This is a genomic window from Paenibacillus sp. AR247 (genome assembly GCF_002968895.1).
GTDB classification, from domain to species: Bacteria; Bacillota; Bacilli; order Paenibacillales; family Paenibacillaceae; genus Paenibacillus_AQ; species Paenibacillus_AQ favisporus.
Genome location: NZ_PCZT01000009.1, coordinates 188,545 through 210,178, shown reverse-complemented (window position 1 = coordinate 210,178; position 21,634 = coordinate 188,545). Strand labels below are relative to the sequence as shown.

The following is a 21,634-nucleotide window of genomic DNA, read 5'->3' as shown; positions in this document are numbered from 1 at the left end:
TCGGATGGGCCCTGGCATTTCCGGAATAAAACGGCCATCAGGGCGGATATCCAGCTCAAGCCGGCAATTGAGGCAAGCACAACCCGTTCCCGGACACGGCCGATGTCCAAGCGAACCCACTCGAAACACACGATGATGACAACGACCACCGTTATTCCCGCCACCTTCATCCAAATCATGGCTTGGTACGCTCCTTATGCTGTCGTCCCAGTGGAATGCTGTTCATACCGATGCGCCGCAGCTTCACGCTGGCTTCCACCCTGAAATCCATTTCTGGATAGAAACGGTTCCATTGCGGTTCAAGGCGACTCCACTCATGTGGATTTCGGCGTTTGATGGCTTCACCGAAAGCAAAAATATCAGCGTGCATACGCTGGGTATCACGGACGGTCTGTGTTACGACCTCACGAATATGTTCTGCCGCCGCTGCTTCAAGCAAACGGGCATTTGGGGGATCAGCCATAGGGAGACGAGATGTATTTTGGATCATGTTGATCTCTGATTCGATTCGGATGTTCATTTGCCACTCCCCATTTCTACGTATTGGAATCAAACGCGACTTTGCAGCGAGGGTCGTATAGGTCACCCGGGCGGGAGACTCATTCCCTACGTTGACAGTTTCAACATCGTTCTTCAATTCATCCGTCACACACTTTGCGGCGAGGAACGAGTTTCCCTCCAGCGTCCCGACCATCCGCCCCTGGTTAAAGACCGCATAACCCTTGATGTAAGGCTCCCCGCCTCTGTCTCCTCTGTCCTCCGGGATATTAATGAAAGGGAGGACCGCTGCGTCCTCGTCGCTGCTTAGACGCTGAACGAGCCGACTTAACGTCAACGGCTTATGAAACACGCGGGCAGCTTCGCTCTGCAAGAAACCCGCTTTGGTCTGTTCCAGCAAAAAATGCGAGTCGAAAAAATCCAGAGCTTTTCCGTGAGTTACAAAAGGCATCACCCGCAGGCGAATTTCATTGACACGTACGAGATAATCCAACTGTTCGCGAAACCCGTCCCTCGCGAGCTCCTCCCCGACAACCAGCACCTGAAGCTGCCCCCAATAAATCGTTCTCGGCAGCTTCCATTGCAGCCGTCCCTGTGCATCAGCCGCCGTCTCACCGATTGCGTACCGTACGATTGTCGTGCCTTTTCCGCCTTTCTGGCCACTGCTTTGCCCCGTTCCGCTCTGCTGCTGCTGTTGCTGCGGAGCGACGATTTCCAATATTAGTTCGATGGCTCCATCCTTCGTCCGGTCCATTCCCGCACTCGTGACGATCGCCAAGCTGTTCACTTCATCACTGTCCCAACAGCCGGTCAAGGACAACAAGGCCGCTAATGGCATAAGCCGTTTGCCCAGCTGAATCAGGACATCTATAGACTTGTTTTTTCGCATATCTACTCAACCTTCGCCCCCTTTTCCCGGATTTGGCCGTTTCCCCGGTGCATGCCGCCGGCGGTTGCTTTTTCTCGAGTAGCCCGGCCGCATGATCATGGTCCACCAAGGAGCTCGGACTACCGCATCCTTCATCTCGTTAGCCGCAAAAGGCGTGATCGGGGACAAATAAGGCACTCCGAAAGAACGCAATGTGCACAAATGGATCGCAATGGCAATCAGACCATACATGACGCCAAGAATACCGAGCAGACCTCCAGCCAGAATAAGCAGCAGGCGCAGCAGGCGGACCGAGAATTCCAATGAATAATGCGGGGCTGTAAATCCAGCGATGCCTGTAAAGGCGATGATGATCACGATCGGTGCCGATACCAGGCCGGCGGATACGGCGGCTTCGCCCACAACGAGCGCACCGACAATCGTTACGGCCGAACCGATTTGCCGGGGAAGACGAAGTCCCGCTTCCCTCAGCACCTCGAATGCCATCTGCATCATTAACACCTCCACAATCGTCGGAAACGGGATCTCCTCCCGTGAGGAAATAATACTCATCAATAATTTGTTCGGAATCATTTCCTGATGAAAGGTCAGAAGGGCGATATACGTCGCAGGAAGCATCAGCGAAATGAACAGTGCAAAGTAACGAAGCATGCGCAGCAAGCTGGAGTATATGGAGCGGTTATAGTAGTCATCTGCCGCCTGCAGCAAAGTAACGAGCGTTACGGGAACAATCAGCACGTCAGGCGTACCGTCGACCAGGATCACGACCCTGCCCTCGAGCAATCCAGCCGCCGCGATATCTACCCTTTCTGTGAACTGTTGTTGAGGGAACGGGGAATAAAGATCGTCTTCAGTAAGCTCTTCAATGTAACCCGTTTCCAGGATACTGTCTATATCGATACGACTCAGGCGGTTCTCTACCTCCTGGATCATGGCCGGCTTTGCAATGCCCTCCATATAAGCGATATAAATCTCGGTTTCCGTATAGCGTCCAATCCGAAGCGATATTAATTTCAGGTTGACGCTTTGGATCTTCCGCCGCATGAGTGACAAGTTCGTCGAGATCGATTCGGTAAATCCTTCACGTGGCCCCCGCAGTGAAGTCTCAGTCTCCGGTTCCTCCACCGACCGTTTATCCCATTTCGCGATCTTCAGCACCAGAGCCCGGTCGCAATCCTCGAGCAGCAGCAAAGGATAACCTTTTATCAGTTGTTTGACGCACGCATAAGCATCGACGGATTCCTCGATGGACCCGATGGGTAAAGCCAGGTTTTTGATGGAAGAAAAATCCTTCGGCTGGCCTTCCGCCATCATCATGAGCGGTCTCAAAACGTTGTTATCGATCTCCAGTCTGTCCGACATGTCCGGAATATAAACCAGCTGAGCATCCAGCTCCATGCCTATCCGGAAGGGGCGAAAGACGACATCGTCGGCGTTCCCCAGTATGCCCTTAAGCGTTTCGACGTTCCGGTCCAGCGATGGAACTAGCTCCGTACAATAGGACGAAGGCATTTCACCCGTTGTTTTTAAAGGAAACGAAGTCCGTTTTTTCATTTTAAGGAGTCACCTTACCTATCCTGTTGGGTCAATTTCTCATGAATGGCATGCTTTACACTCTCCCGTTATGTTTTCCCAAAAAGACCATTTCATTTCTGCATTTCTTTCTGATTGCGCGAATCCGCCACATGATGTATATTGTTTTTACATTGACATTACTGCAGGTCTAAAAAAGGAGGAGCCATGTCACCTCGTACCAAAGAACAGAATGACGCGATTCGCGAGATGCGGATGAACCAAATCATGCAGGCAGCTGCGGAAGTATATTTGGAGAAGGGTATCCAATTGGAAATACGCGATGTTGCGGCGAAGGCTGAGCTCGGCTACGGAACCGTGTATCATTACTACAAAAATAAGCACATGCTTTTGGAAGATTTATTATGGGATACCCTGTATCGGACAGAGTCGGCAGTACAGCCCGTTTTGACCGGAGACGGCAACAGTTTGCATAAAGCGGAATCGTTCTCCAGGCTGCTCCTGAAGGAGTGCATTCAAGATCCCTCCGTATTTATATTGCTTAAGACGGTTGCGGATAATTTTCATCACTTCCCTGGTAACCGGTTTATCAAGCTGTCAGACCATTTCCAGGAGCGGATCTATATGCCGTTTGTGGAAATGATTCGTGATGGAACCGGTTCTAAATCACCGGAGAAGACAGCTAATCTGATATTTGGCTCGCTGGTTGGCTGTGCAGCATTGAACATCCACCACAATATGCGCAATGAGACGGATGTCGAAGGCATCGTTGACGTGATTTTTTCAGGCATACAGGCAAAGGAGAGATAATCGGAATGATCACCCTGAAATCGAAAGCAGAAATTGAACAAATGAGAAAAGCCGGCCGAATTGTCGCTGCTTTTCATCAAGCCATTGCAGGAATGATCCGGCCAGGAGTCACAACGCTCGACATTGAGTTGTTCGCTGTGCGGTTCCTGAAGGAGAATAACGCCAGGGCTTATACGGTCGGCTACAACGGCTATCCGTATGCGACTTGCGCGTCTGTTAACGACGTCATTGCGCACGGTTTTCCGAATCCTAAACCGCTCAAGGAAGGTGACATCGTCACCATCGATATCGTCGCGGAAGCGGATGGCTGGATCGGCGATTCAGCTTGGAGCTATGCAGTTGGCGAGGTATCGGAAGAAGCCCGTAATTTAATGCGAGTAACGAAGGAATGCTTATACCTTGGTATCGAAAAGGCCGTCGTCGGAAACCGGATCGGTGATGTGATGCACGCGGTTCAAAGCCATGCGGAGCGCAACGGATACTCGGTGGTGCGGGATCTGCTCGGTCACGGCGTGGGACGGGAGATGCACGAGGAACCTAATTATCCCCATGTCGGGAAGCCGGGCAAAGGGTTCCGCTTGAAGGAAGGAATGGTTATGACGATTGAGCCGATGATCAATGCCGGAAAACCATTCATGACGGTTGATGCTGACGGATGGACTGCAAGAACCGCCGATGGCTCACTTTCTGCGCAGTACGAGCATACGATCGCCATAACTGCGGATGGACCGATCATATTGACCGAGCAAAAGAATTAGATTCTCTATTCCAGAAATAAAGACTGCCGCTTCGATGAAAATAGACCAAACCCTGCCAGCACATAGCCGGCAGGGTTATCGTCTTTCTTAATGATCGCCCTTCCCCTTTTCATCGTAATTGTAAAACGCACCATCTCAGCAAGATGATCTCAAAGTTTTTTATAAATAGGGCTTTAACAATATCTCAGTGGCACTCCATAACAGACTTTGCGTGTTGGAATCCCCGCCGGGATGTACGGGAGTGATCGCTTTCCCGGAACCGACATTAAAATACCCGCCTGTAACGTCCCGATACCTTGAATCCGTGACCAATTGAACGATGATCCCCGCACCTCTCCGCGGATCCCCAATTTTTAAAATCGCAATGCTTTCTCGAGAACCGATGAAAACGCTAGCTCACGTCCCAGACCCGTAACGTTGAAACCGGGATTAAGCGCATTCACCGTGATGCTTGTTCCGTCCAACCGCCGCGACATTTCACCTGTAAACATGATATTCAACAGTTTCGTCTTTCCATAGATTTTGGAGGAACCCCATCGCGAAAACTCCGCTGTGTCAGTAAGGTCTTGGGGCAGCTTAAGTTCCCCGTGATGGCGGGAGGCTTCGGAAGCTACATTAATAATTCTTGCTTGCTCAGCATTCTTCAGCGAAGGAAGCAGTAGATGCGTCAGCAGCCAAGGAGCTAAATAGTTGACCGCTACCATCTCCGGGTATCCATCCTTGGTAATACGTTGTTCGAAACCATGCAAGCCCGCATTGTTTACCAATACATCAATTTTAGGATAAGCAGAGCGTATTTCATTCCCTACCTGTCTAACTTGGTCCATGAGTGAAAAATCACCGAAAAAAAAGTCCACCTTTGCGTTGGGGGCATGCTGGATAAGTATATCTCTCGTTATTTCCGCTGCCCTTTCGCTCCTCGCCGTTAATATTAGATGGGCGCCTTGCTTAGCCAGGCTAATGGCTGCCAATTGTCCTAAGCCTCTCGTCGCCCCTGTTATTGCAATAATTGGATCTGACATAATTTATTCCTCCCCGATTCCTTACTTGGATGCATTGAACTTGATGAGTGCTTATATCTTTCATATAATTGATATATCTCAACTATATTTATTTGTTTGATATATGTCAACTATTTTGGGATCGATAGGAGTTTATTATGGACAACAACAATCACGAAACTGGGAGAGCGCAGCTGGAAATCCATCTTGGTCAGCAGTTGAATGCCCTGTTAAGCGCATCCCATGCCCTTCATGTAAAAACGGCGGCTGTATTTGATCCGAATTTGCAGCCCGCTGCGTTCCTGCTGGTTCGATGGCTTCTAGCCTACGGTCCGTCCAGCGCTACCTCATTGGCTGAATCCTTGGCTATGGACCGCAGCTCCGTAAGCAGACTCGTCGCCCAGCTCAAAAAAGCAGGTTATATTCATCGCGAACCTGACCCCCATGATCGCCGCGGCGTCGTGCTGTCTGTAACTGATTTGGGACGGGACAAAGCCGTTCTGGCCATGAATGAAAAAGGAGCTGAATTTTATCACCGCATTTCGGACTGGGACGACTCCAGCCTGGAGGCTTTTACTCAGATGCTTAAGCGCTTTAATGGTTTGTAAAATAGAACAGAACGTTCAACAAAAAATCACCGGCACGAATGCCGGTGATTTTCACCTCAGATGGTGCCCTTATACGGGTAATCATCCACTAATATACTCAACCATTTTCTTATGCAGTTCCAATTCAGAGCATTGAAAGATTCCGTTAAAATCATGCGGATGACGGATCACTTTGTTTAATGTACCCATTCCATATTGCTCAACAACAAATTCGACGAACATATAGGAGAACTGGAATCCTTTCATCGTTTCAAAATCCCAAGTATCGTTATTTAATTCATCAAATGATGGGATCGCCAAATTGCGGATTGCATCTTCTGTCGAGCCTTTAATAAAGTCTTGAGTCATTTGTTTCGCTTCGTATCCGCCTATGCCCTGCCTTATCCATTTTGGAGCCGCCGGATTAATTTCATTGATTAACCACATGGTGAACAGATGGACCGTGCTTTTCAGGATGGATTGATACGTATGCTCAGGTCCTGGATTCAACGGTGATACGATTTTTAAGAATATGTCCTTCATATGTGCCCATGAACCAATTGGGTGCATCGGCTTCGCCTACAGCTCGATGAAACGTTGGAAGATCCGGGTATATTTCAATCACTATCTTTTGTGATGGATGGTGATTGTATTTTGTCGAGATACGCTCTACATTATTGCTGAGTTCAGCAAACAAATCTTGTTGAACCTTTTTCAAACCTTTGCTCGTGCTCTCGCTGCCACCCTTATCTACAATTGAAATCAAATCTTGAATAGACATGATGGTAATTTCCCCCCATTCTTTCAATTCCTTTTTTGTCTTTCCAGTGATCTGTACAATCTGTTCTTTACGGCACTCTCACGCATTCCAACGATGTTGGAGATTTCAGATAAGGTGCAATCCACAAAAAAACGTAGTGCAATAATTTCTTGGTCAACCTCATCTAATTCTTTTAGCGCAGCTCCAATATCAATTCGAAAATCAACAAATTTTGTAAACTCAAGGGAGATCGACTGTGACTCATATTCTGTAAAATCAAAAGGAGATTCTTTTTTTCGTGACAACCTCCGGTATTCGTTTTTGACTGTATTCTGAGCAATCTTAAATATCCACGTGAATAAATTAGAGCTGCCTTTAAAGCTTTGAATGTTTTCGACAGCTTTCAAAAACACCTGTTGAGTCAAGTCATCCGCAACCATCGGGTTTAATTTCAGCGAAAAATAGTTGCGGATTCTTTGACGATACTGCTCATACGCTCTTTCAAAGCTTGTGATGATCGCCTGTTCATCCGGATAAACAGGTTTAGTGTCGTGAGCTCCTGACATGATGTGAACCTCCTCTTGATTTACAATGAATTAGACACCAGAGGGAGCCAAAAAGCCACGTACATTACAAAAAAATATTATGTAATTACATCGCTATATCTTTTACAGCTTAAATCAGCTCTCAATAGTACATGATCTCTTTTCTATACAAAAGAAAATAAGCTTCCGATCATATCGAAAGCCTATTTTCAGCACAATTCATTCTACATCATAGGAATGACATCGTCACCGAATCACCTATTCTTCCTCGAACAATTTCTCTCCGCGATGGAGCCGCCATGCAATTTTCGCCGTATGAGGCAACTCACGGGAAGTTGGAGCATGCGCTGCCAAATAACGGGTAACTGCAAGGATCAGCGTTTCGCACGCCTTCTCAGCAAACGGCCCCGACTCGGATGCCCAGCGGTCATATTCCGCCACGGCTGCCTCGTACATCTGGAAGGAGTGGAATTCCGCATCCTCTCGCAGCAGTGCATGACCCAGGACGTTGAATAATGGCTCCGGCTTACCGCCGCTGCGCAGGTAACGCATCACCCATGCCGCAGCCGGCGCCACTTGCTGCTGCTTATCGAGAATCTCCAGCAGTTCCGAGGGCTGCGGTACTTCTTCGCTCGCGCTAACTGCACTTGGTCTCGGGGCAGCCGGGATATTCAAAAACCGGTCGAGGTAAATAGTAACCGCCGTATGAAAAATCCCCCGAACCAGCCCTGGATCGGCGGAACGAATCAAGCCTTCATGAACCGCGTGAGCATGCGTGAACGTGTGCAGTACCGAAATCCAGTCTCCGAAATCGTTATGGATATGGAAGCGGACGATCCGTTCAGCCGCGGCCAATGCGGCAATTTGTGATATACGCACCGGAGAGGCGCCACCGAGCAAAGCCTCCTTTAACAAGCGAATCGTCCGAAGCGGATCGTCTCCGAGCAGCGCTTGAAGCAGTTGCTCATCGTCAATTTCGGGGCCCCCTTTTCCATTGGAAATTCCCTTCCTGGACAACTCCTCGAACGCTTCCTTCAACGGCTGAACCAAATTGACTGGAGATTGCCAGCTATGAAGCTCCTCGCTGCGCGATGCGTTCCCAAACATCGGAACGAGCGAAGCGAGGACATCTGCACGCTGTTCGTGCCCGACATACTTCAAGCTCTCAAAAGCTTTATTGTGGAAATCCAGCGTGTGGCCTCCATTAATATAAAAATGGTCCGTCGCCGCCATGCTCATCATGGAGAATAACCGGCTCTCATCCGCCCCCGCCTGAACGGCGGTCAGAAGCACCCGTTCCGCGCCGCGCGTATCCCGAACCTCGATGCACTCACGGTACCACTCCGTTAACCGTTCTATGGAGACGGCTGTATTCGGAAGCGGATCGAGCAAGAAGCGCGATCCGTTTCCGGCTGAATCGCGCGCCGTGTGCAGCAATCCTTGAAACAACGCAAGGATCTGGCCTTGCTTATCCAGCTTGGGCAGAATGTTGGTCATCGCAGTCAGAATCGTTAATCCAGAGCCCCACCCTTCCCTGCGCTGTTTGACTCCAAATTCGATCCCGACCGCCGCGATTTCCTTCCCCGGAACGCCCGCCTCCATTAATCCGACGATGGCCTTAGCAATGACAAGACCGATATTTTGCTCAAGTCCGCTTAGAAGCCGATCCTTATACAGTTGTACTTGATTGCCGTTTCGAGAACTTGGGTTGACCCAAATCAATCCGTCATGAACGGTAAGATCGTGTACAGGAACATCATCTGCCCAAGGGTCGAGCGTTCCCCGCTGCATACATCAAACCTTGCATGATGCCAGTGGCATGTCAAAATTCCGTTGCACAAACTGCCCATGTGGAGAGGAAAACCGAGGTGAGGACATCGGTTATCAAGCGCATGCACTTGATCCTCGTGATAAAAAACGACGATGCCCCCTTTGATCAACTTCGGTCCCTGATCTCGAAGCTCTTCTACCGAACCCGCCTGAATCCAACCATTCATGAAAACGCCTCCATTTTTGAATTCATTTGCTTTCCTTGTATACAGATTATATGATTTCGAATACTTATTAAACATTTTTATTTAAAAAGTTGATTAAATTTTTTACTATGTTGATTTCAGATAACCGGCAACATGCTCTTGTCCTCTGATACTGCTCTCTTAGCCTGCAATCACAGAACAAAAAGACCAGTTCCACAACGTGAACTGGTCCTTCTTCATACCCTGATCTTAACAAAATTTCAATTTATCGTTCTCTGGCTCACTTAAAACTTTGCAGTACCATGGATGTTCTTTTCGGTCTATTCTTACCCTTTCAAGACGGCAGATGTTTGCTTCAGTGACTGATCCGCCAAGATGGCCACGCTCCGCCGAGCCGTCCTTCAAGTCAGGCGTAAAATACGTTCTGGAACTGACAAGAGCTGTCCTGGACAGGGAAGGGGTGCGTCGACAATTAAAAGTTTTCCTTAGCTCATGATTAAAAGTTTTAAATCTTTTTCAAAAGGGGTCCCATCTCTTTCAGCGTAGTACGTCCCCACTGCTCGATGAGCTTGCAATAGCTTTCGGCGTCATACATCCGCGCCACCACGTCAGCGATCGTCATGGTCCAAGATATTTTGGGGAGAGGCTGCGCATCCAATGGCCTTCGAATCCCCTTCGTGCTTCCGGGTCCTTTAGCCATATCTTGGCGAATCAACTCCGTAGCGTAGCCTTCCTCCAAATGCTTCTGTAATGCGGATTGGACCCAAGCGTACATCTCATCGCTATAACCTTGGTGTTGAACCATGTAGGAGGCAACGGTGAGAAAGTGAACCCGTCCATAGCTGGGATCGTTGAATTCAAGTGCCAAAAATTCGTTGAAAATCGATTCGCAGGTAATCCCCTGAGGAAGATCGGCGTTGCATAGAACACAAGTATTCGGCATGTTTTTTCCTCCTCATCCATCGCAATAAAAAACCTTTATGTTAAGCGTTTTTCTTATCCTTATTTTTTCAAACCATATTTTTAGATGCAGCTGACCTCTTCTAAATCATAAACCTTCACCTTGCGAGAGAGTCAATAGCTAATGCGTGAAGATAGCATCCACGAGCTTCAATTCTTTTTTAAACTCTAAACCAGCCAAAATAGGTGCTCCATTTTCGCGGCATTATTTTCTGAAGTGTTAAAATTGTGCAAAGTCTCAAGCAAGATGAAAAAAGCGTTAAGGAGGGGTAGCATGATATCGGTTGACTTGCAACTCACGTATTATCAGATGCAAATCCAAAAAAAATTGTGGCGGACCATAAGCAGAACAATCCCAGCGTGGAGGTACCCTTTATGATCACACGTAAGAAATCAGGCAAATGGTCCGTATTGTTCATCGTCACGCTGGTGTCCTTTATCACGAATTTGGATGCGACGATTGTGGTCAATGGTCTCCCTCCACTCATGGAGGATTTGCATCTTTCGCTTGAACTTGGAATGTGGACGCTTACCTCGTTCTACATCACAAGTACTGTATTTTTGCTTCCTTCCGGCCGTTGGTCAGACATGTTCGGAACGAAACGGATTTTTCTATGGGGATTTGCTTTATTTACTATAGCTACCGCTCTTTGCGGAATGGCGGGTTCCGGTACGGTATTGATCCTCGCTCGTCTGCTGCAAGGAGCAGGGGCCGCTATGGCGATGGCTGCATCTACCCCGATTCTGATGCGGACATTTCCTCCCCAAGAGCTTGGAAGGGCCCTTGGCATCAACAACATCGCATGGGTGACCGGTTCTCTTCTCGGCCCTGTTGTCGGAGGCGCACTCATCGGCGGGTTCGGCTGGCGCTCCATGTTCTACGTTATCGTTCCGCTTGGGATCTTGGGCTTGATCGCTGGATTTTTTATTTTAAGAGAATCTGCGGAATTGCAAAAAGCCAGGACGGACTGGCCAGGCTTACTTACCTATGGGACAGGATTAACCGCATTTCTCATTGTCTTGTCCGAAGCGCAAACTTGGGGATGGGCATCGAGTATAACGCTTGGACTGCTCGCACTTGGAATTCTTCTTTGGACCGCATTCGTTTTCATTGAGAAAAAAGTCCGTCACCCTTTGTTTGATCTAGGTCTCCTTGGCTATCGGGATTATACAATTGGGCTTGGAATCACGGCGAGTTATTGCATCGGTTATTTCGCTGTTTCCATTCTATTGATACTGTATTTGCAAGGTGCTCAACACCTCAGTCCCTTGGAAGCAGGGCTCATGTTGATCCCATTATCCGTACCCCAATTGTTCACGGCTCCCTTAGGAGGCAAACTTGCGGACCGTTTCGGCCCGGCAAGAATGATATTGCTCGGTTCGTTTCTAATTGGTCTTGCGATCCTATTACTCGGACAGCTCGGCCCCGAGATGTCGGGTACTGCTGTCATCATTCCGCTTTTGATTATATCTGCAGCAACCGGGCTCTCCTGGCCATCGCTTGCGAAAGCTGTGCTGTCAGCGGCTCCACCAAATCAAGCCGGACCTGCATCAGGAGTGTTTTGGACCGTTTACAATATGTGCCGTGCGATCAGCCAAGCGCTTGTTCTGGTCATCATTCAATGGGTGGCAAAGTCTGATGTTGCTTCTCATTTGTTGTCGGGGGCCCAGAATCATGACACGAGTTCATCAAGGGACGCCCTTATTCATGCGACTAATGTTGGTTTTCGGTTGTTCGCAGCCTTTCTTGCACTAGCCATCCTGCTTGGACTGTTTTTACTGGGCACGCAAAGAAAACGGCAAGGGACTCGTCCGATTAAAAATTCGGAAAAGATAGAGTTTGAATGATCGCAAATACAAGGAAATACAAAAAGAAAAGAACCGGATCCCTACGAGAATCCGGTTCTTGTAATCGTAAACAAAGCTCAACGATTGGCCCTATAACAACATCGCGAAACATCCATTATTCTTTAGGTTTTACGGCCCTTGTTGCAATAAAACTGCTTGTATAGCGGTCCAAGAGCTTTTCCCCTCCGAAGGTATCTTCGTAAAACCCGGCAATGACAAAACCGGCATCGATTTGACCCTGCAATTGCTGCTCCAACGTGTGACCGAATTCAAGGGGTATTCCATTCTTTGCAATCTCTTCTTCAGTTAAATAATCGAGTTCCGAATAAGGGATGGAATGTTTCACTTGGAGGACCCTCCAACGGCTTTGTTGCTTTACTTTTTCTTCCCAAATGTTTTTATTGTGCTCTATACTTTTCATATACTTATGCACACCCCAAACACGATTAATTAGCGTTATCCTACCACCTGCGGTTAGTTGGTTCCATTTGGATGATCCGACATTATTGACGTTTGTTCTTCTTTGGTGACTTTGGCCATCGATAGGAGGCAACGTGTCTGGTCACGCTGAAAACCTGCAATTAAAACTACCTATACCCGAGTAAGCTTATCCGGGTTTCTTACGATGTAGATTCCGGCAAGCTTTCCGTAACGGCGTTGTATAAATATAGCCGCCACAGTTTCGTCCCCTGAGCGGAGCACGATGCTGGTCTCCCCGTTCAAAAGGGCAAACTCGGAGCGAAGACTTCCCTGGTAGTAGGGCTTTATGCCCTCGAACGCACCGGCAAGGATTCGGGCGACTTGATCGCGCGCTTGGATCGGTCGTGTAAAGGCAAGTACTTTTCCGCCCCCATCCGAGACGAGCATGACATCTTCGGTCAGAAGGGAAAGGATTTCATCGATGTTACCTTGCTCGAAGGATGTGAGGAACCGGCTAACCCACTCCCTTTCGGTCGCTTCGGCCGTAACCTGTTCCCCTTCGGATATTCCCATCTTGCTTTTTGCCCGGCTCATTAGCTTTCGGCAATTCGCCTCCTGCTTACCTAGCAACTCGGCAATTTCAAGATATTCAAAACCCAGCGCCTCACGCAGGACGAAAACCACTCGCTCTGTCGGCGTCAGTCTCTCGAGCATAACGAGCATGGCGTAGGATAGCATATCCCGGCGGACAACCGTCGTCTCGAGCGTATCCACTTCCGGCGTACGAAAAGGTTCGGGGAGCCATGGACCAACGTACATCTCCCTCCTCCTCCGCGCTGACTTCTGCAGATCAAGGCAGCGATTGGTTACCATTTTACACAAATACGCCTTAGGCTCCTCCAAACACTCTACCTGTACATCGTAAGCCTTCATAAACACGTCCTGTACCGCATCTTCCGCATCCGCCGCAGAACCTGTCAGCTGATAAGCCAATATGAACAGCAGTGATTTATATTGACCGTACAGTTCTTCCAATCGCCGTCCCTCCGATCATTTCTATCTAAGCATACTGACGGTATCTTCTACCAGCTTTTTGATTCTTCCCGGAAGTTTTCCGGTCATAACCATATCGAGCCCCCATTTGCGTATCCAGAACACTCCTTTTTGCCCCAGTGCGATGGTGAACGCATCCATACTCGATTTTGCGGAATGATGACTTGGAGCCGGACGGCCCTCTAAATCCGCCTTCACGATTGACCCCAGCCGAAGCCCCTGCTCCCCCGCTTCAAAGCACGTCATCTGGGTAGCTCTGCCGTCTCTCGGATCAACAATTCCTGAACAGTCGCCAATGCTGTAAACGTCCGGCATCCCTTTGACGCGATCTGTAAACGTCCGGCATCCCTTTGACGCGATAGCATTCATCCACCATTACCTTCCCGTCAAGTGTAAGGGGCAGCCCCATACCCTTCAGTCCCGGATTGGGTATCAAGCCTAAAGTCCAAATACACAAGCCAACCGGTAGACACACGCCGTTATTGAGTGCCAACGATCCTGCTTCCTCCCGAAGCGCCTTACGATTGTGAAGCACCGTTACTCCGCATTCGATAAGCTGCTGCTCCAACTTCCGTCTAAGTTTCCCCGACACTTCCGGGAGCAATCGTTCCTTTGCGTTCAGCATATAGACGGAGACCTCGGATGGGTTCAGACCTAACGCCATGGCTTCCTTCCTCATGGCGAGCGCAAGCTCGGCCGACGTCTCAATGCCGCTGATCCCAGCTCCTGCAACCGCTATGGTCATCAGTCTCTTGCGTTCCTCAAGGTTCATCTCGCGGGCAGCCTTCTGAAGGTTCGCTCGCCAGCGCTCCCGGATGTCTTCCGCAGCTTGTGGGTCGGTCAAAGCGATGCCGCCTTGATCGGGATCCGGTTCCCGAACGATGCTGCCCACCGCCACGACTAGAAGGTCATAACGCATTCGGGCATCGTTTCCTTGCGAGTCTGTATATCGAACCCGCTTCTCGGTACTTTCCACAGACGCAACCGAGCCTTGCACGAAATCGACATCCTTAAGAGTTAACTGATTCCAGGGGATCATAATCTCTTCCTCAGTCGCGGTTGGACGGAACATTCTCAATTTGCGCAAATGACCGGGCTGCTTGTCGATGAGAACAAACCGAATCCTCCGTCCGTTCGCTATGCCCCGTGTTTTTTTCTGTATCGATTTGAGCGCTTGAAGCCCTGCATATCCTCCTCCAATGATGACACAGGTCAATTCCTTCATCATTCCTCAGCTCCTTTTGCATTTTGCACAAAGAACGATGTAAGGCTCTGATTTGTGACATCGGATACGCACAAAAATTTCATGGATCCATACAAAAAGCCGCAACAATGCGGCTATTAAGCATGTGTGAAAATCCATAAAAACATTAGTTTTAATCTATTCAATGACCTTTAGAAATTGGGGAGGAATAAAATCAGCAAGCCATACACCGTTGTACGCTGCATAAACGGTGGAACAGCCTCTTCAATTGTTTACGATATTATGGTCGCTTGAAATTTGATCCTACACCTAATACCGCACTTGCGGAAACTCCCTTGCTTCCGAGGTGAGACCAGGTTGGCTTATCCTAAATTTATACAAGTTATGCAAGAAATTATGTATAATCACATGGGGCCTATAACTGAAACGGAGGTGGTTGGGACAAATAAAAGAGTCATTGGAGTCATCATTGGTATTGCAATAGCGTTTATATTTTTTGATTATATTCATAAGTCTGATCCAGAAAAGACCCTAGATTTCTACCTTAGAAGACTAAAACAATTACATATCGAAGAAGCTTATCAATGTATTGTTTTTGAAAATGGATTTGCTGAGCCATTCGAAAGTTATAAACGAAATGCGATTTCAAACCAAGTCGTGAGCTACTCCATTAAAAAGTTCTTTGTTTTAGGAAAAGATAGTTACGTTGCCTTAGTTGCATTAACCGAGCAAAATAAATCAAGCCCCAGGGAGATTACTTTCACGCTGAAAAAATTTAATGGCAAATGGAAAATACTCTTCCCCGCCTATAAAAGTCCAAATATTCTCTTATAATCAGTTTTTTTGAATGGGAGACCGGAACTCTAAGCTGGTCTCCTTATTTTCCTTGACGAATTTACAAAATTAGCTTCTTTTTCCGAGTAACGGGTAAAAATATTACGGTTCGTGCATTGTGTGAAACGGTGATACATACGTACCAACAAAACTATTTAGCCATGGGTTTCATCGCTGACGACATGACCGCTCGCGGCAATGTCGTTAGCGATGATATTTTTATTTCAACGGCTCAAACTGCCCGCCAAACGCAATCGTTGACGATATGGACCGACCGGAATAAAAATCAGCCCCGTTTCATCCCGGGAAGCCGTGCGATAAAGCGCATCGCTGGAATTGGCATCAAAACCAAGAAGCGGACGCCCTCCCATTCCAAGGGCGGATGATGCCAGCAATAAACGGTGCACGAGCATCCCGGCCTCCATTTGCTGTATGCGGTAGCCCCTCTTGCCGAGCAGCGATTGAAAGAAATTCCTCTTCCCTGCAACATGAAAGCCGAGCGGTACTTGAAACAAATTGATATTGGGAAGCGACATCCCCTCCTGCAGCCGTTGACGGTGATCTCCAGGAGAAACCGACTGCAGCGCATGCTCGGCGCCATCATACCGATAAGCGCCATCCGGAAGGTCTTCGACCCCGTAGAAGCAGCCATACAGGCATACACGGGGTTCCGTCCGCTCCCGCGGGCCATCCAGGTCATTGTGATACGAGAAGGAAGCCGTCGCTTCCCGAAGCAGAGCTGCAAGCCGGGAGAGACCGATCGGCTTCGAAATAAATTCCGTCTCGGGCGAAAACCGGTTGCGGCAGGCCGCCGCCAAATCATACGACAAGCGGTCTACAGGAGGCAGGGGCAGTGCGAGCGCATGATCCGGGATTGCTTGTTCATCCTTCCGAATCTCTCGGAACATTCGCGTCGAATCCAGTCTGGACGCTTCGCTCATCTGAAGCAGTATCGGATAATCTGCGATCCTCTGTGACCTGACATAGTGATCATGCTTGATTGGCAGCAAGTCCCCGCACAGCTCGGAGGCGGAAACCGTGTCCTGATCCTCGTTCCCGCGTTCCATCCACCGGATCACCGGATCTGTCGATAACGGGATAACCGCATACACGCTCTCCTCTTGTTCCGATAGTCCGAGCAGATGATTGACGGCTTGATCGAGAAATTGAAAATGCACACTAGACGAATATCCGAATCGTTTCGCGATTTCGAGCAGCTGCCCAATCAAAATGCCAGCATCCAGTCCCTGCAGCCTGTAGGAGAAATTATTGTATTTGTAAAAATTTTTCCAGTAAACCGTAGATACGAACGCGGCTCCGAAGCAACCGCTCACATCGCGGCGATTCCCAAGCGACTTTGCTACATAATCATCGAAGTTTCCTTCGCGCAGCAACGCCAACCGATGATGCGCCGCATCGTAATGGTATACGCCGGCAGGCAATTCACCAAGCTTCAGATAGAGATACAGTTCACTCGGATATAACCCGCCTCCGGAAGGTACGAAGCGTCGACACATCTGCAAGACGCCTGCCGATTCTTCCGATGTATCTCGTTCCATGACGGATTGGGTCAATTGTGTAAGCCCGAATGTATAGTAAAGGAAATGTCCGATATCACGAAGGTTAGGCGGCTCACCGGTCGTAACCCTGCCCTCGAGCGTTGCCGGCACTTCCCTGGAGAGTGGAATCATTGGCAAATCGCGATAAAGCTTGTATGGAAGCGGTGCGTCATCCCAATCCGTCTCCCAATTCAAGGGCTTGACCTTATCCGGATCATATTGCAAATGGTGAAGAAAAACGTCCAAATTCATAAGACTCATCGCTTTCCTCCTTGTCTTCAACCGCGCCGCTGATAGTTAAATTTACGGGAACGGGTGCGGATATGGATTAAGCTGCTCGGGAGACAAGGGCTCCTGCGAGTATGACAGCTCTACAGGGACCCTGAGCACTCGATCAAGTCCCGTCAAACGGATGAGATGCTGCCCGAACGTCATCGGCAGCATGCCGGGAATGAGCACTTTCACGCAATGCAATCCGTTACGGCGCGTCTCCGGAGTTGTCTGGTCGACCACGATCACCTCAAGATTCAATTGGCGAAAAACATGCAGCATAGCCTTCAGATCATCGGTCAGATCTGCGTTCCAGCCCCTCGGTTCAAAAGCTTCAGCGAACGTTTGGATCGGACGATCGTCATTCAGCAGAAAATCGAGCCGTTCCTCCGCCTCTTTCAACCCGTACAGCATGGAATGATCCTCCATCTGGACGACCTGGTACGGATCGAGAAGCATCCGTTCATATTGCTGACGGTTTTCCTCGAATTTCTCGTTGACCGTGAGCAGCATGCCCGCCACCTCGTGGATCGCGCTCTTGGCCGCGCGAATCGGATCTGGATGGGCGCCCGCCGCGCAGATGAGGTTTACACCCCGCTCTTTCTTGTTTTTTGCGAGCGCCCACACGCTTGGTATGCCGTGCTCCATTGTCGATTTATACAATTGCACTTCATAGCCCGCTACGGCCTCTATACGATCCGTCATCCATCTCAATTCCCGGTCCTGGACCGAACGGTGATCCAGGCGCGGCAGGGGCAGCCGTGCATACCAGGTCATGAGGAAGGAGTCGCGCTCCACCACTTCCAGCATCCCGTAGAAGATCGCTTCCTCTAGACTGCCGCCCAGCGCACAGCCATTGGACGTTTCGTAGACAAACCCTTGACCACAGCCCGAACTGTAATAAGCCAGCAGCTCCGGTACGAGAATCGGACGCTGCTGCAGGAACGAATAACCCCATACCCAATCGATCGGCTGCTCGGGATCGAATGGCTTGAACGGGAAGCCTGCGCGTTCATACTGTTCCTTCGCATGGACGCCTACGCGAAGAGGATCGAGCGCCTGGTCCTGCACATTGCGGAAACTGTCATGGACGACGGATCGTTTGCCGCGGGGCGACAGACCGCAATAACGCTCCAGCCCCTCCAGGATGGCCGTCATTTCGCTATCCGCATAGCAGTGGGTCCGACCTGCGCAAGCCTCATCTCCTCCAAACAAGGGCAAATTGATGCTCGCATCGGCAAAAGGAGACACAAGGTCAACCATTTTCCCATTCAGAAAACCAGTCCTGACATCCAGGTAATCCTTGGCTAAAACTTCCTTCAGCTCATCCATCGAACGGCTGCGGTACGTTTCACCGCTGATTTTCAGGTCTTGGCTGCAGCTCAATGCGAATATGTCACCATTTATAAATAATGTACATAACAAGAAGGAGTACATATGGAAAAGGTTGAGAGATTAATATCCATCATCATGATCCTGCTGAAAAAGGATGTGGTTTCAACCAAAGAATTCGCACAATTATTTAACGTTACCAAAAGAACGATTCTGCGTGATATGGAAACATTAAGTGTATCCAACATCCCCATCTATTCCGTCAACGGAGTTCATGGCGGCTACGGTATTATGGATGAATACAAGGTTGATAAACGTCTCTTAAGCAGCTCCGACCTGGAGAATATATTAACGGCACTCGGCGGATTGGAACAAATTCTAATCAGCGAAAAAGTTGAAGTGACCGTTAAAAAAATAGAAGCCATGGTTAGCCCGTTGGCTCCGAAAAGCTCAATACATCTGTCATTTTATGATTGGGAGGGAAGGTCTGAAATTCGTCAAACTTTGAAGAAGTGTCAAGAAGCGATATTAGCAAGAAGGTTAATTTCATTTGAGTATATTGATAAAAATGGCGTGATCACGAACAGAATGATCGAGCCATATCAGCTTCATTTTAGCGAAACAAGCTGGTATTTGAAAGGATTCTGTCTGCATCGCATGAGGTATAGAACGTTTAAATTATCCAGGATCGACCATCTTCAAGTGGATGAAAAAACGTTTAGCCCTAGAGATCATTCATTAGAACAAGAACATGAATCAAGTTATCAACCGGAACTAGTCACTGTAAGAGCGTTGATTTCGCCAAGCATAAAGGATCAATTTATTGAACGGTATGGCCGTAAGAGTATTGAAAACTATAGTTCTGACCTTTTCCTGGCAACCATCCACGTTCCTCAGAACCTTATCGGATTTCAATTTTTAGCAAGTTTCGGGACAAACCTAAAAATCGTAGAACCGCAATCATATGCTGATGAATTTCGAAAATATTTACTTGAAATGGTGAATCAATATTCCTAAATGGTCCAACGCACAAAAAAGCTCTGCCTTTGGCAGTAGCTTCAGAGTTGCCCGAGAAAGTCCACCTCCCGGCTTGCCCGGAATTTACTACGTACCTCCTCTGCTATTTTTGTTATAAAACTCCCATACAGGGGTTAAGTTGGCCGATATAACCTCAATGACTCCTTCAAACATCGTTTCCACTGAGCGATCTTGAGGGTACCGGCTCCACTGCAAAGCCGAACCGAATATGCCCCAACTGATAACGAGGGCCATCGCTTCCCATTTTTCTTGCGAAAAGCCCTGTATGTCCATTTCATTTATCCGTTGAAGCAGGAATCGATGAAGTTCCTGATGCATGACCTTTTCAAACATCGCTTCAAACTGCTTGTCTCCCGGCGTGCTGCATTGTTGAAACCGCAAAAGAAAATCGAATAGGGTTTGAATAAGGGTTCGCAAATTATTCGCATTGCATCTTGTATCTTCCGGCAGTCTATCCCTTATAGCCACTTGGAATTTTTCCGTCATCCAATATTCAAGAAAGTCATATTTATCCTGAAAATGTGCATAAAATGTTGTTCGATTTACGGCTGCTTGATTCGTGATATCGTGCACAGAAATGGAATAGACATTTCTCTTTTTCCCAACCAAATCGTTAAAAGCCTGCACGAACAGCTGACGGGTTCTTTTAACACGCGGATCCTCTGGATTTACCGACATTCTATCCCCCTCTTTCTCTAGAACTCAAATAACAGACAAAAGGACTAAAATGTCCGGAACACAACAAAAACAGCTTTTTGCAGGTTGTTCGCACGGACCCGACCTTTTAAATTTTACTTATACGATGATGATTGCACAAGCAAAATCGTATGGCAAGAAACTCTATCATGATTCGCAAACGAAAGGATGAGTGTAAAAATGATTGTTGTTACAGGAGCGAATGGAAAATTAGGCCGGAAGGTCGTTGAGGAACTTCTTAAGCGTGTTCCTGCTGGGGACATTGGTGTAAGTGTCCGAGATGTGAATACGGCACAGGATCTAAAAGAACGCGGAGTTCGTGTTCGGCAAGGGCATTTCGATGATTCCGAAAGTCTCCTTCACGCCTTTGAGGAAGCGTCTCAAGTTCTAATGATCTCGTCCCACTCCTTGGGAGAGGTTGCTGTTCGTCAGCATCAAACCGCAATCGACTCGGCAAAAAAAGCTGGTGTTCGACGGCTGCTGTACACTAGCCAAATGTTTTCATCTGCAACGTCGCATTTTCCTCCCATGAACGTTCATGCGGCTACAGAAGAAATGCTTAAATCTTCAGGAATGGCTTTCACGTCGCTGCGAAACGGCTTTTATGCCGCTTCAGCAATCATGTGGATGGGTGATGCTTTAAAAACAGGGGAATTGATTGCTCCGGAAGATGGTCCTGTTGCCTGGACCACCCATTCCGACCTGGCCGAAGCCACAGCGGTAATCCTGACAGAGCAGAGTTATGACGGTATAACCCCTAACCTTACGGCTTCCGAAGCGATTGACATGGATAGAATCGCATCGATTGCTTCAAAGGTCTTGGACCGGCCGATTCGTCGAATTGTCGTGTCGGATGATGAATATCGGAGCCATTTAATGTCCAGAGGACTGCCTGAAACGATGGTCGGTATGCTAACGGGTATGTTCCAGGCCAGTCGGCAGGGAGATTTCTCGCAAACCAATCCCACATTGGAAAAACTGATCGGCAGATCCCCAATGAATTTTGCGGTATTTTTTAAAAGATTTCGCTTTCTCGGTGACACGTTAACGCCGACTTAGAAAG

General features: G+C 48.4%; 22 protein-coding genes and 1 pseudogene. 7 read left to right on the top strand and 16 right to left on the bottom strand.

The window, feature by feature from the left end; genetic code table 11:
* Positions 1-175: 175 nt before the first annotated feature.
* A complete protein-coding gene (locus CPT76_RS08800) occupies positions 176-1,387 on the bottom strand; it encodes a Ger(x)C family spore germination protein (RefSeq protein WP_105442651.1) in 1,212 nt (403 codons plus the stop codon).
* Between the two features lie 6 nt (positions 1,388-1,393).
* Entirely contained in the window at positions 1,394-2,941 is a 1,548-nt protein-coding gene (locus CPT76_RS08795) for a spore germination protein (RefSeq protein WP_258168221.1), read from the bottom strand.
* A 186-nt stretch (positions 2,942-3,127) separates the two neighbouring features.
* On the opposite strand from CPT76_RS08795, the gene CPT76_RS08790 reads away from it, so the two are divergent.
* Together CPT76_RS08790 and map are read left to right on the top strand one after the other, a co-directional pair.
* On the top strand, positions 3,128-3,730 hold the full coding sequence (locus CPT76_RS08790; protein WP_105442650.1) for a TetR/AcrR family transcriptional regulator: 603 nt from the start codon (positions 3,128-3,130) through the stop codon (positions 3,728-3,730).
* Positions 3,731-3,735: 5 nt separating this feature from the next.
* Complete coding sequence (map, locus tag CPT76_RS08785) at positions 3,736-4,488, top strand: type I methionyl aminopeptidase (protein ID WP_105442649.1); 753 nt, start codon at positions 3,736-3,738, stop codon at positions 4,486-4,488.
* Positions 4,489-4,841: 353 nt separating this feature from the next.
* Here the strand turns inward: map and CPT76_RS08780 are convergent, their stop codons facing one another.
* The gene (locus CPT76_RS08780; RefSeq protein WP_374954630.1) at positions 4,842-5,510 is read right to left on the bottom strand and encodes an SDR family NAD(P)-dependent oxidoreductase; all 669 of its coding nucleotides are present in this window, start codon (positions 5,508-5,510) and stop codon (positions 4,842-4,844) included.
* A 137-nt stretch (positions 5,511-5,647) separates the two neighbouring features.
* On the opposite strand from CPT76_RS08780, the gene CPT76_RS08775 reads away from it, so the two are divergent.
* Positions 5,648-6,097, top strand: coding sequence for a MarR family winged helix-turn-helix transcriptional regulator (locus tag CPT76_RS08775; protein WP_105442648.1), 450 nt, complete (start codon positions 5,648-5,650; stop codon positions 6,095-6,097).
* A gap of 81 nt (positions 6,098-6,178) precedes the next feature.
* Here the strand turns inward: CPT76_RS08775 and CPT76_RS39235 are convergent, their stop codons facing one another.
* The 6 genes from CPT76_RS39235 to CPT76_RS08760 all read right to left on the bottom strand — a co-directional run bounded on the left by CPT76_RS39235 (position 6,179) and on the right by CPT76_RS08760 (position 10,300).
* Positions 6,179-6,619 (bottom strand): hypothetical protein, encoded by a 441-nt coding sequence (locus tag CPT76_RS39235; protein ID WP_258168220.1) that lies wholly within the window; start codon positions 6,617-6,619, stop codon positions 6,179-6,181.
* Positions 6,570-6,857, bottom strand: a complete 288-nt coding sequence (locus CPT76_RS39230; protein WP_258168219.1) for a hypothetical protein — start codon at positions 6,855-6,857, stop codon at positions 6,570-6,572. The genes CPT76_RS39235 and CPT76_RS39230 overlap by 50 nt, the downstream gene beginning before the upstream one ends.
* 23 nt (positions 6,858-6,880) lie before the next feature.
* Entirely contained in the window at positions 6,881-7,402 is a 522-nt protein-coding gene (locus CPT76_RS39225) for an RNA polymerase sigma factor (protein WP_258168218.1), read from the bottom strand.
* A 237-nt stretch (positions 7,403-7,639) separates the two neighbouring features.
* Complete coding sequence (locus tag CPT76_RS08765) at positions 7,640-9,172, bottom strand: Rieske (2Fe-2S) protein (protein ID WP_308737546.1); 1,533 nt, start codon at positions 9,170-9,172, stop codon at positions 7,640-7,642.
* Positions 9,100-9,378 (bottom strand): Rieske (2Fe-2S) protein, encoded by a 279-nt coding sequence (locus CPT76_RS41300; protein WP_308737545.1) that lies wholly within the window; start codon positions 9,376-9,378, stop codon positions 9,100-9,102. The genes CPT76_RS08765 and CPT76_RS41300 overlap by 73 nt, the downstream gene beginning before the upstream one ends.
* A gap of 484 nt (positions 9,379-9,862) precedes the next feature.
* A complete protein-coding gene (locus CPT76_RS08760) occupies positions 9,863-10,300 on the bottom strand; it encodes a DUF5946 family protein (protein ID WP_105442647.1) in 438 nt (145 codons plus the stop codon).
* A 392-nt stretch (positions 10,301-10,692) separates the two neighbouring features.
* Here CPT76_RS08760 and CPT76_RS08755 point away from each other — a divergent pair, with 392 nt between their 5' ends.
* The gene (locus CPT76_RS08755; protein ID WP_105442646.1) at positions 10,693-12,165 is read left to right on the top strand and encodes a DHA2 family efflux MFS transporter permease subunit; all 1,473 of its coding nucleotides are present in this window, start codon (positions 10,693-10,695) and stop codon (positions 12,163-12,165) included.
* Positions 12,166-12,280: 115 nt separating this feature from the next.
* Here the strand turns inward: CPT76_RS08755 and CPT76_RS08750 are convergent, their stop codons facing one another.
* The 4 genes from CPT76_RS08750 to CPT76_RS08740 form a co-directional block, all read right to left on the bottom strand.
* Complete coding sequence (locus CPT76_RS08750) at positions 12,281-12,586, bottom strand: hypothetical protein (RefSeq protein WP_146116188.1); 306 nt, start codon at positions 12,584-12,586, stop codon at positions 12,281-12,283.
* A 170-nt stretch (positions 12,587-12,756) separates the two neighbouring features.
* Complete coding sequence (gene sigJ / locus CPT76_RS08745) at positions 12,757-13,620, bottom strand: RNA polymerase sigma factor SigJ (protein WP_105442644.1); 864 nt, start codon at positions 13,618-13,620, stop codon at positions 12,757-12,759.
* Positions 13,621-13,641: 21 nt separating this feature from the next.
* Positions 13,642-13,884, bottom strand: a complete 243-nt coding sequence (locus CPT76_RS39220; protein ID WP_258168217.1) for a hypothetical protein — start codon at positions 13,882-13,884, stop codon at positions 13,642-13,644.
* A gap of 25 nt (positions 13,885-13,909) precedes the next feature.
* The gene (locus CPT76_RS08740) at positions 13,910-14,866 is read right to left on the bottom strand and encodes an NAD(P)/FAD-dependent oxidoreductase (RefSeq protein WP_258168216.1); all 957 of its coding nucleotides are present in this window, start codon (positions 14,864-14,866) and stop codon (positions 13,910-13,912) included.
* 333 nt (positions 14,867-15,199) lie between these two features.
* On the opposite strand from CPT76_RS08740, the gene CPT76_RS08735 reads away from it, so the two are divergent.
* Positions 15,200-15,676: a hypothetical protein gene (locus CPT76_RS08735; protein ID WP_105442643.1), complete on the top strand. Its 477-nt coding sequence runs from the start codon at positions 15,200-15,202 to the stop codon at positions 15,674-15,676.
* Between the two features lie 224 nt (positions 15,677-15,900).
* On the opposite strand, the gene CPT76_RS08730 is transcribed toward CPT76_RS08735, so the two are convergent.
* A complete protein-coding gene (locus CPT76_RS08730) occupies positions 15,901-17,496 on the bottom strand; it encodes a SagB family peptide dehydrogenase (RefSeq protein ID WP_105442642.1) in 1,596 nt (531 codons plus the stop codon).
* Between the two features lie 42 nt (positions 17,497-17,538).
* Positions 17,539-18,873 (bottom strand): annotated as a pseudogene (locus tag CPT76_RS08725) (YcaO-like family protein); the annotation flags it as partial.
* A 69-nt stretch (positions 18,874-18,942) separates the two neighbouring features.
* Between CPT76_RS08725 and CPT76_RS08720 the strand changes: the two are divergent.
* Positions 18,943-19,854: a helix-turn-helix transcriptional regulator gene (locus CPT76_RS08720; protein ID WP_105442641.1), complete on the top strand. Its 912-nt coding sequence runs from the start codon at positions 18,943-18,945 to the stop codon at positions 19,852-19,854.
* An 87-nt stretch (positions 19,855-19,941) separates the two neighbouring features.
* On the opposite strand, the gene CPT76_RS08715 is transcribed toward CPT76_RS08720, so the two are convergent.
* A complete protein-coding gene (locus CPT76_RS08715; protein WP_105442640.1) occupies positions 19,942-20,553 on the bottom strand; it encodes a TetR family transcriptional regulator in 612 nt (203 codons plus the stop codon).
* 198 nt (positions 20,554-20,751) lie between these two features.
* Here CPT76_RS08715 and CPT76_RS08710 point away from each other — a divergent pair, with 198 nt between their 5' ends.
* Positions 20,752-21,630 carry an SDR family oxidoreductase gene (locus tag CPT76_RS08710; protein ID WP_105442639.1) on the top strand — a complete coding sequence of 293 codons (879 nt, stop codon included), beginning with the start codon at positions 20,752-20,754 and terminating at the stop codon, positions 21,628-21,630.
* Positions 21,631-21,634 lie beyond the last annotated feature (4 nt).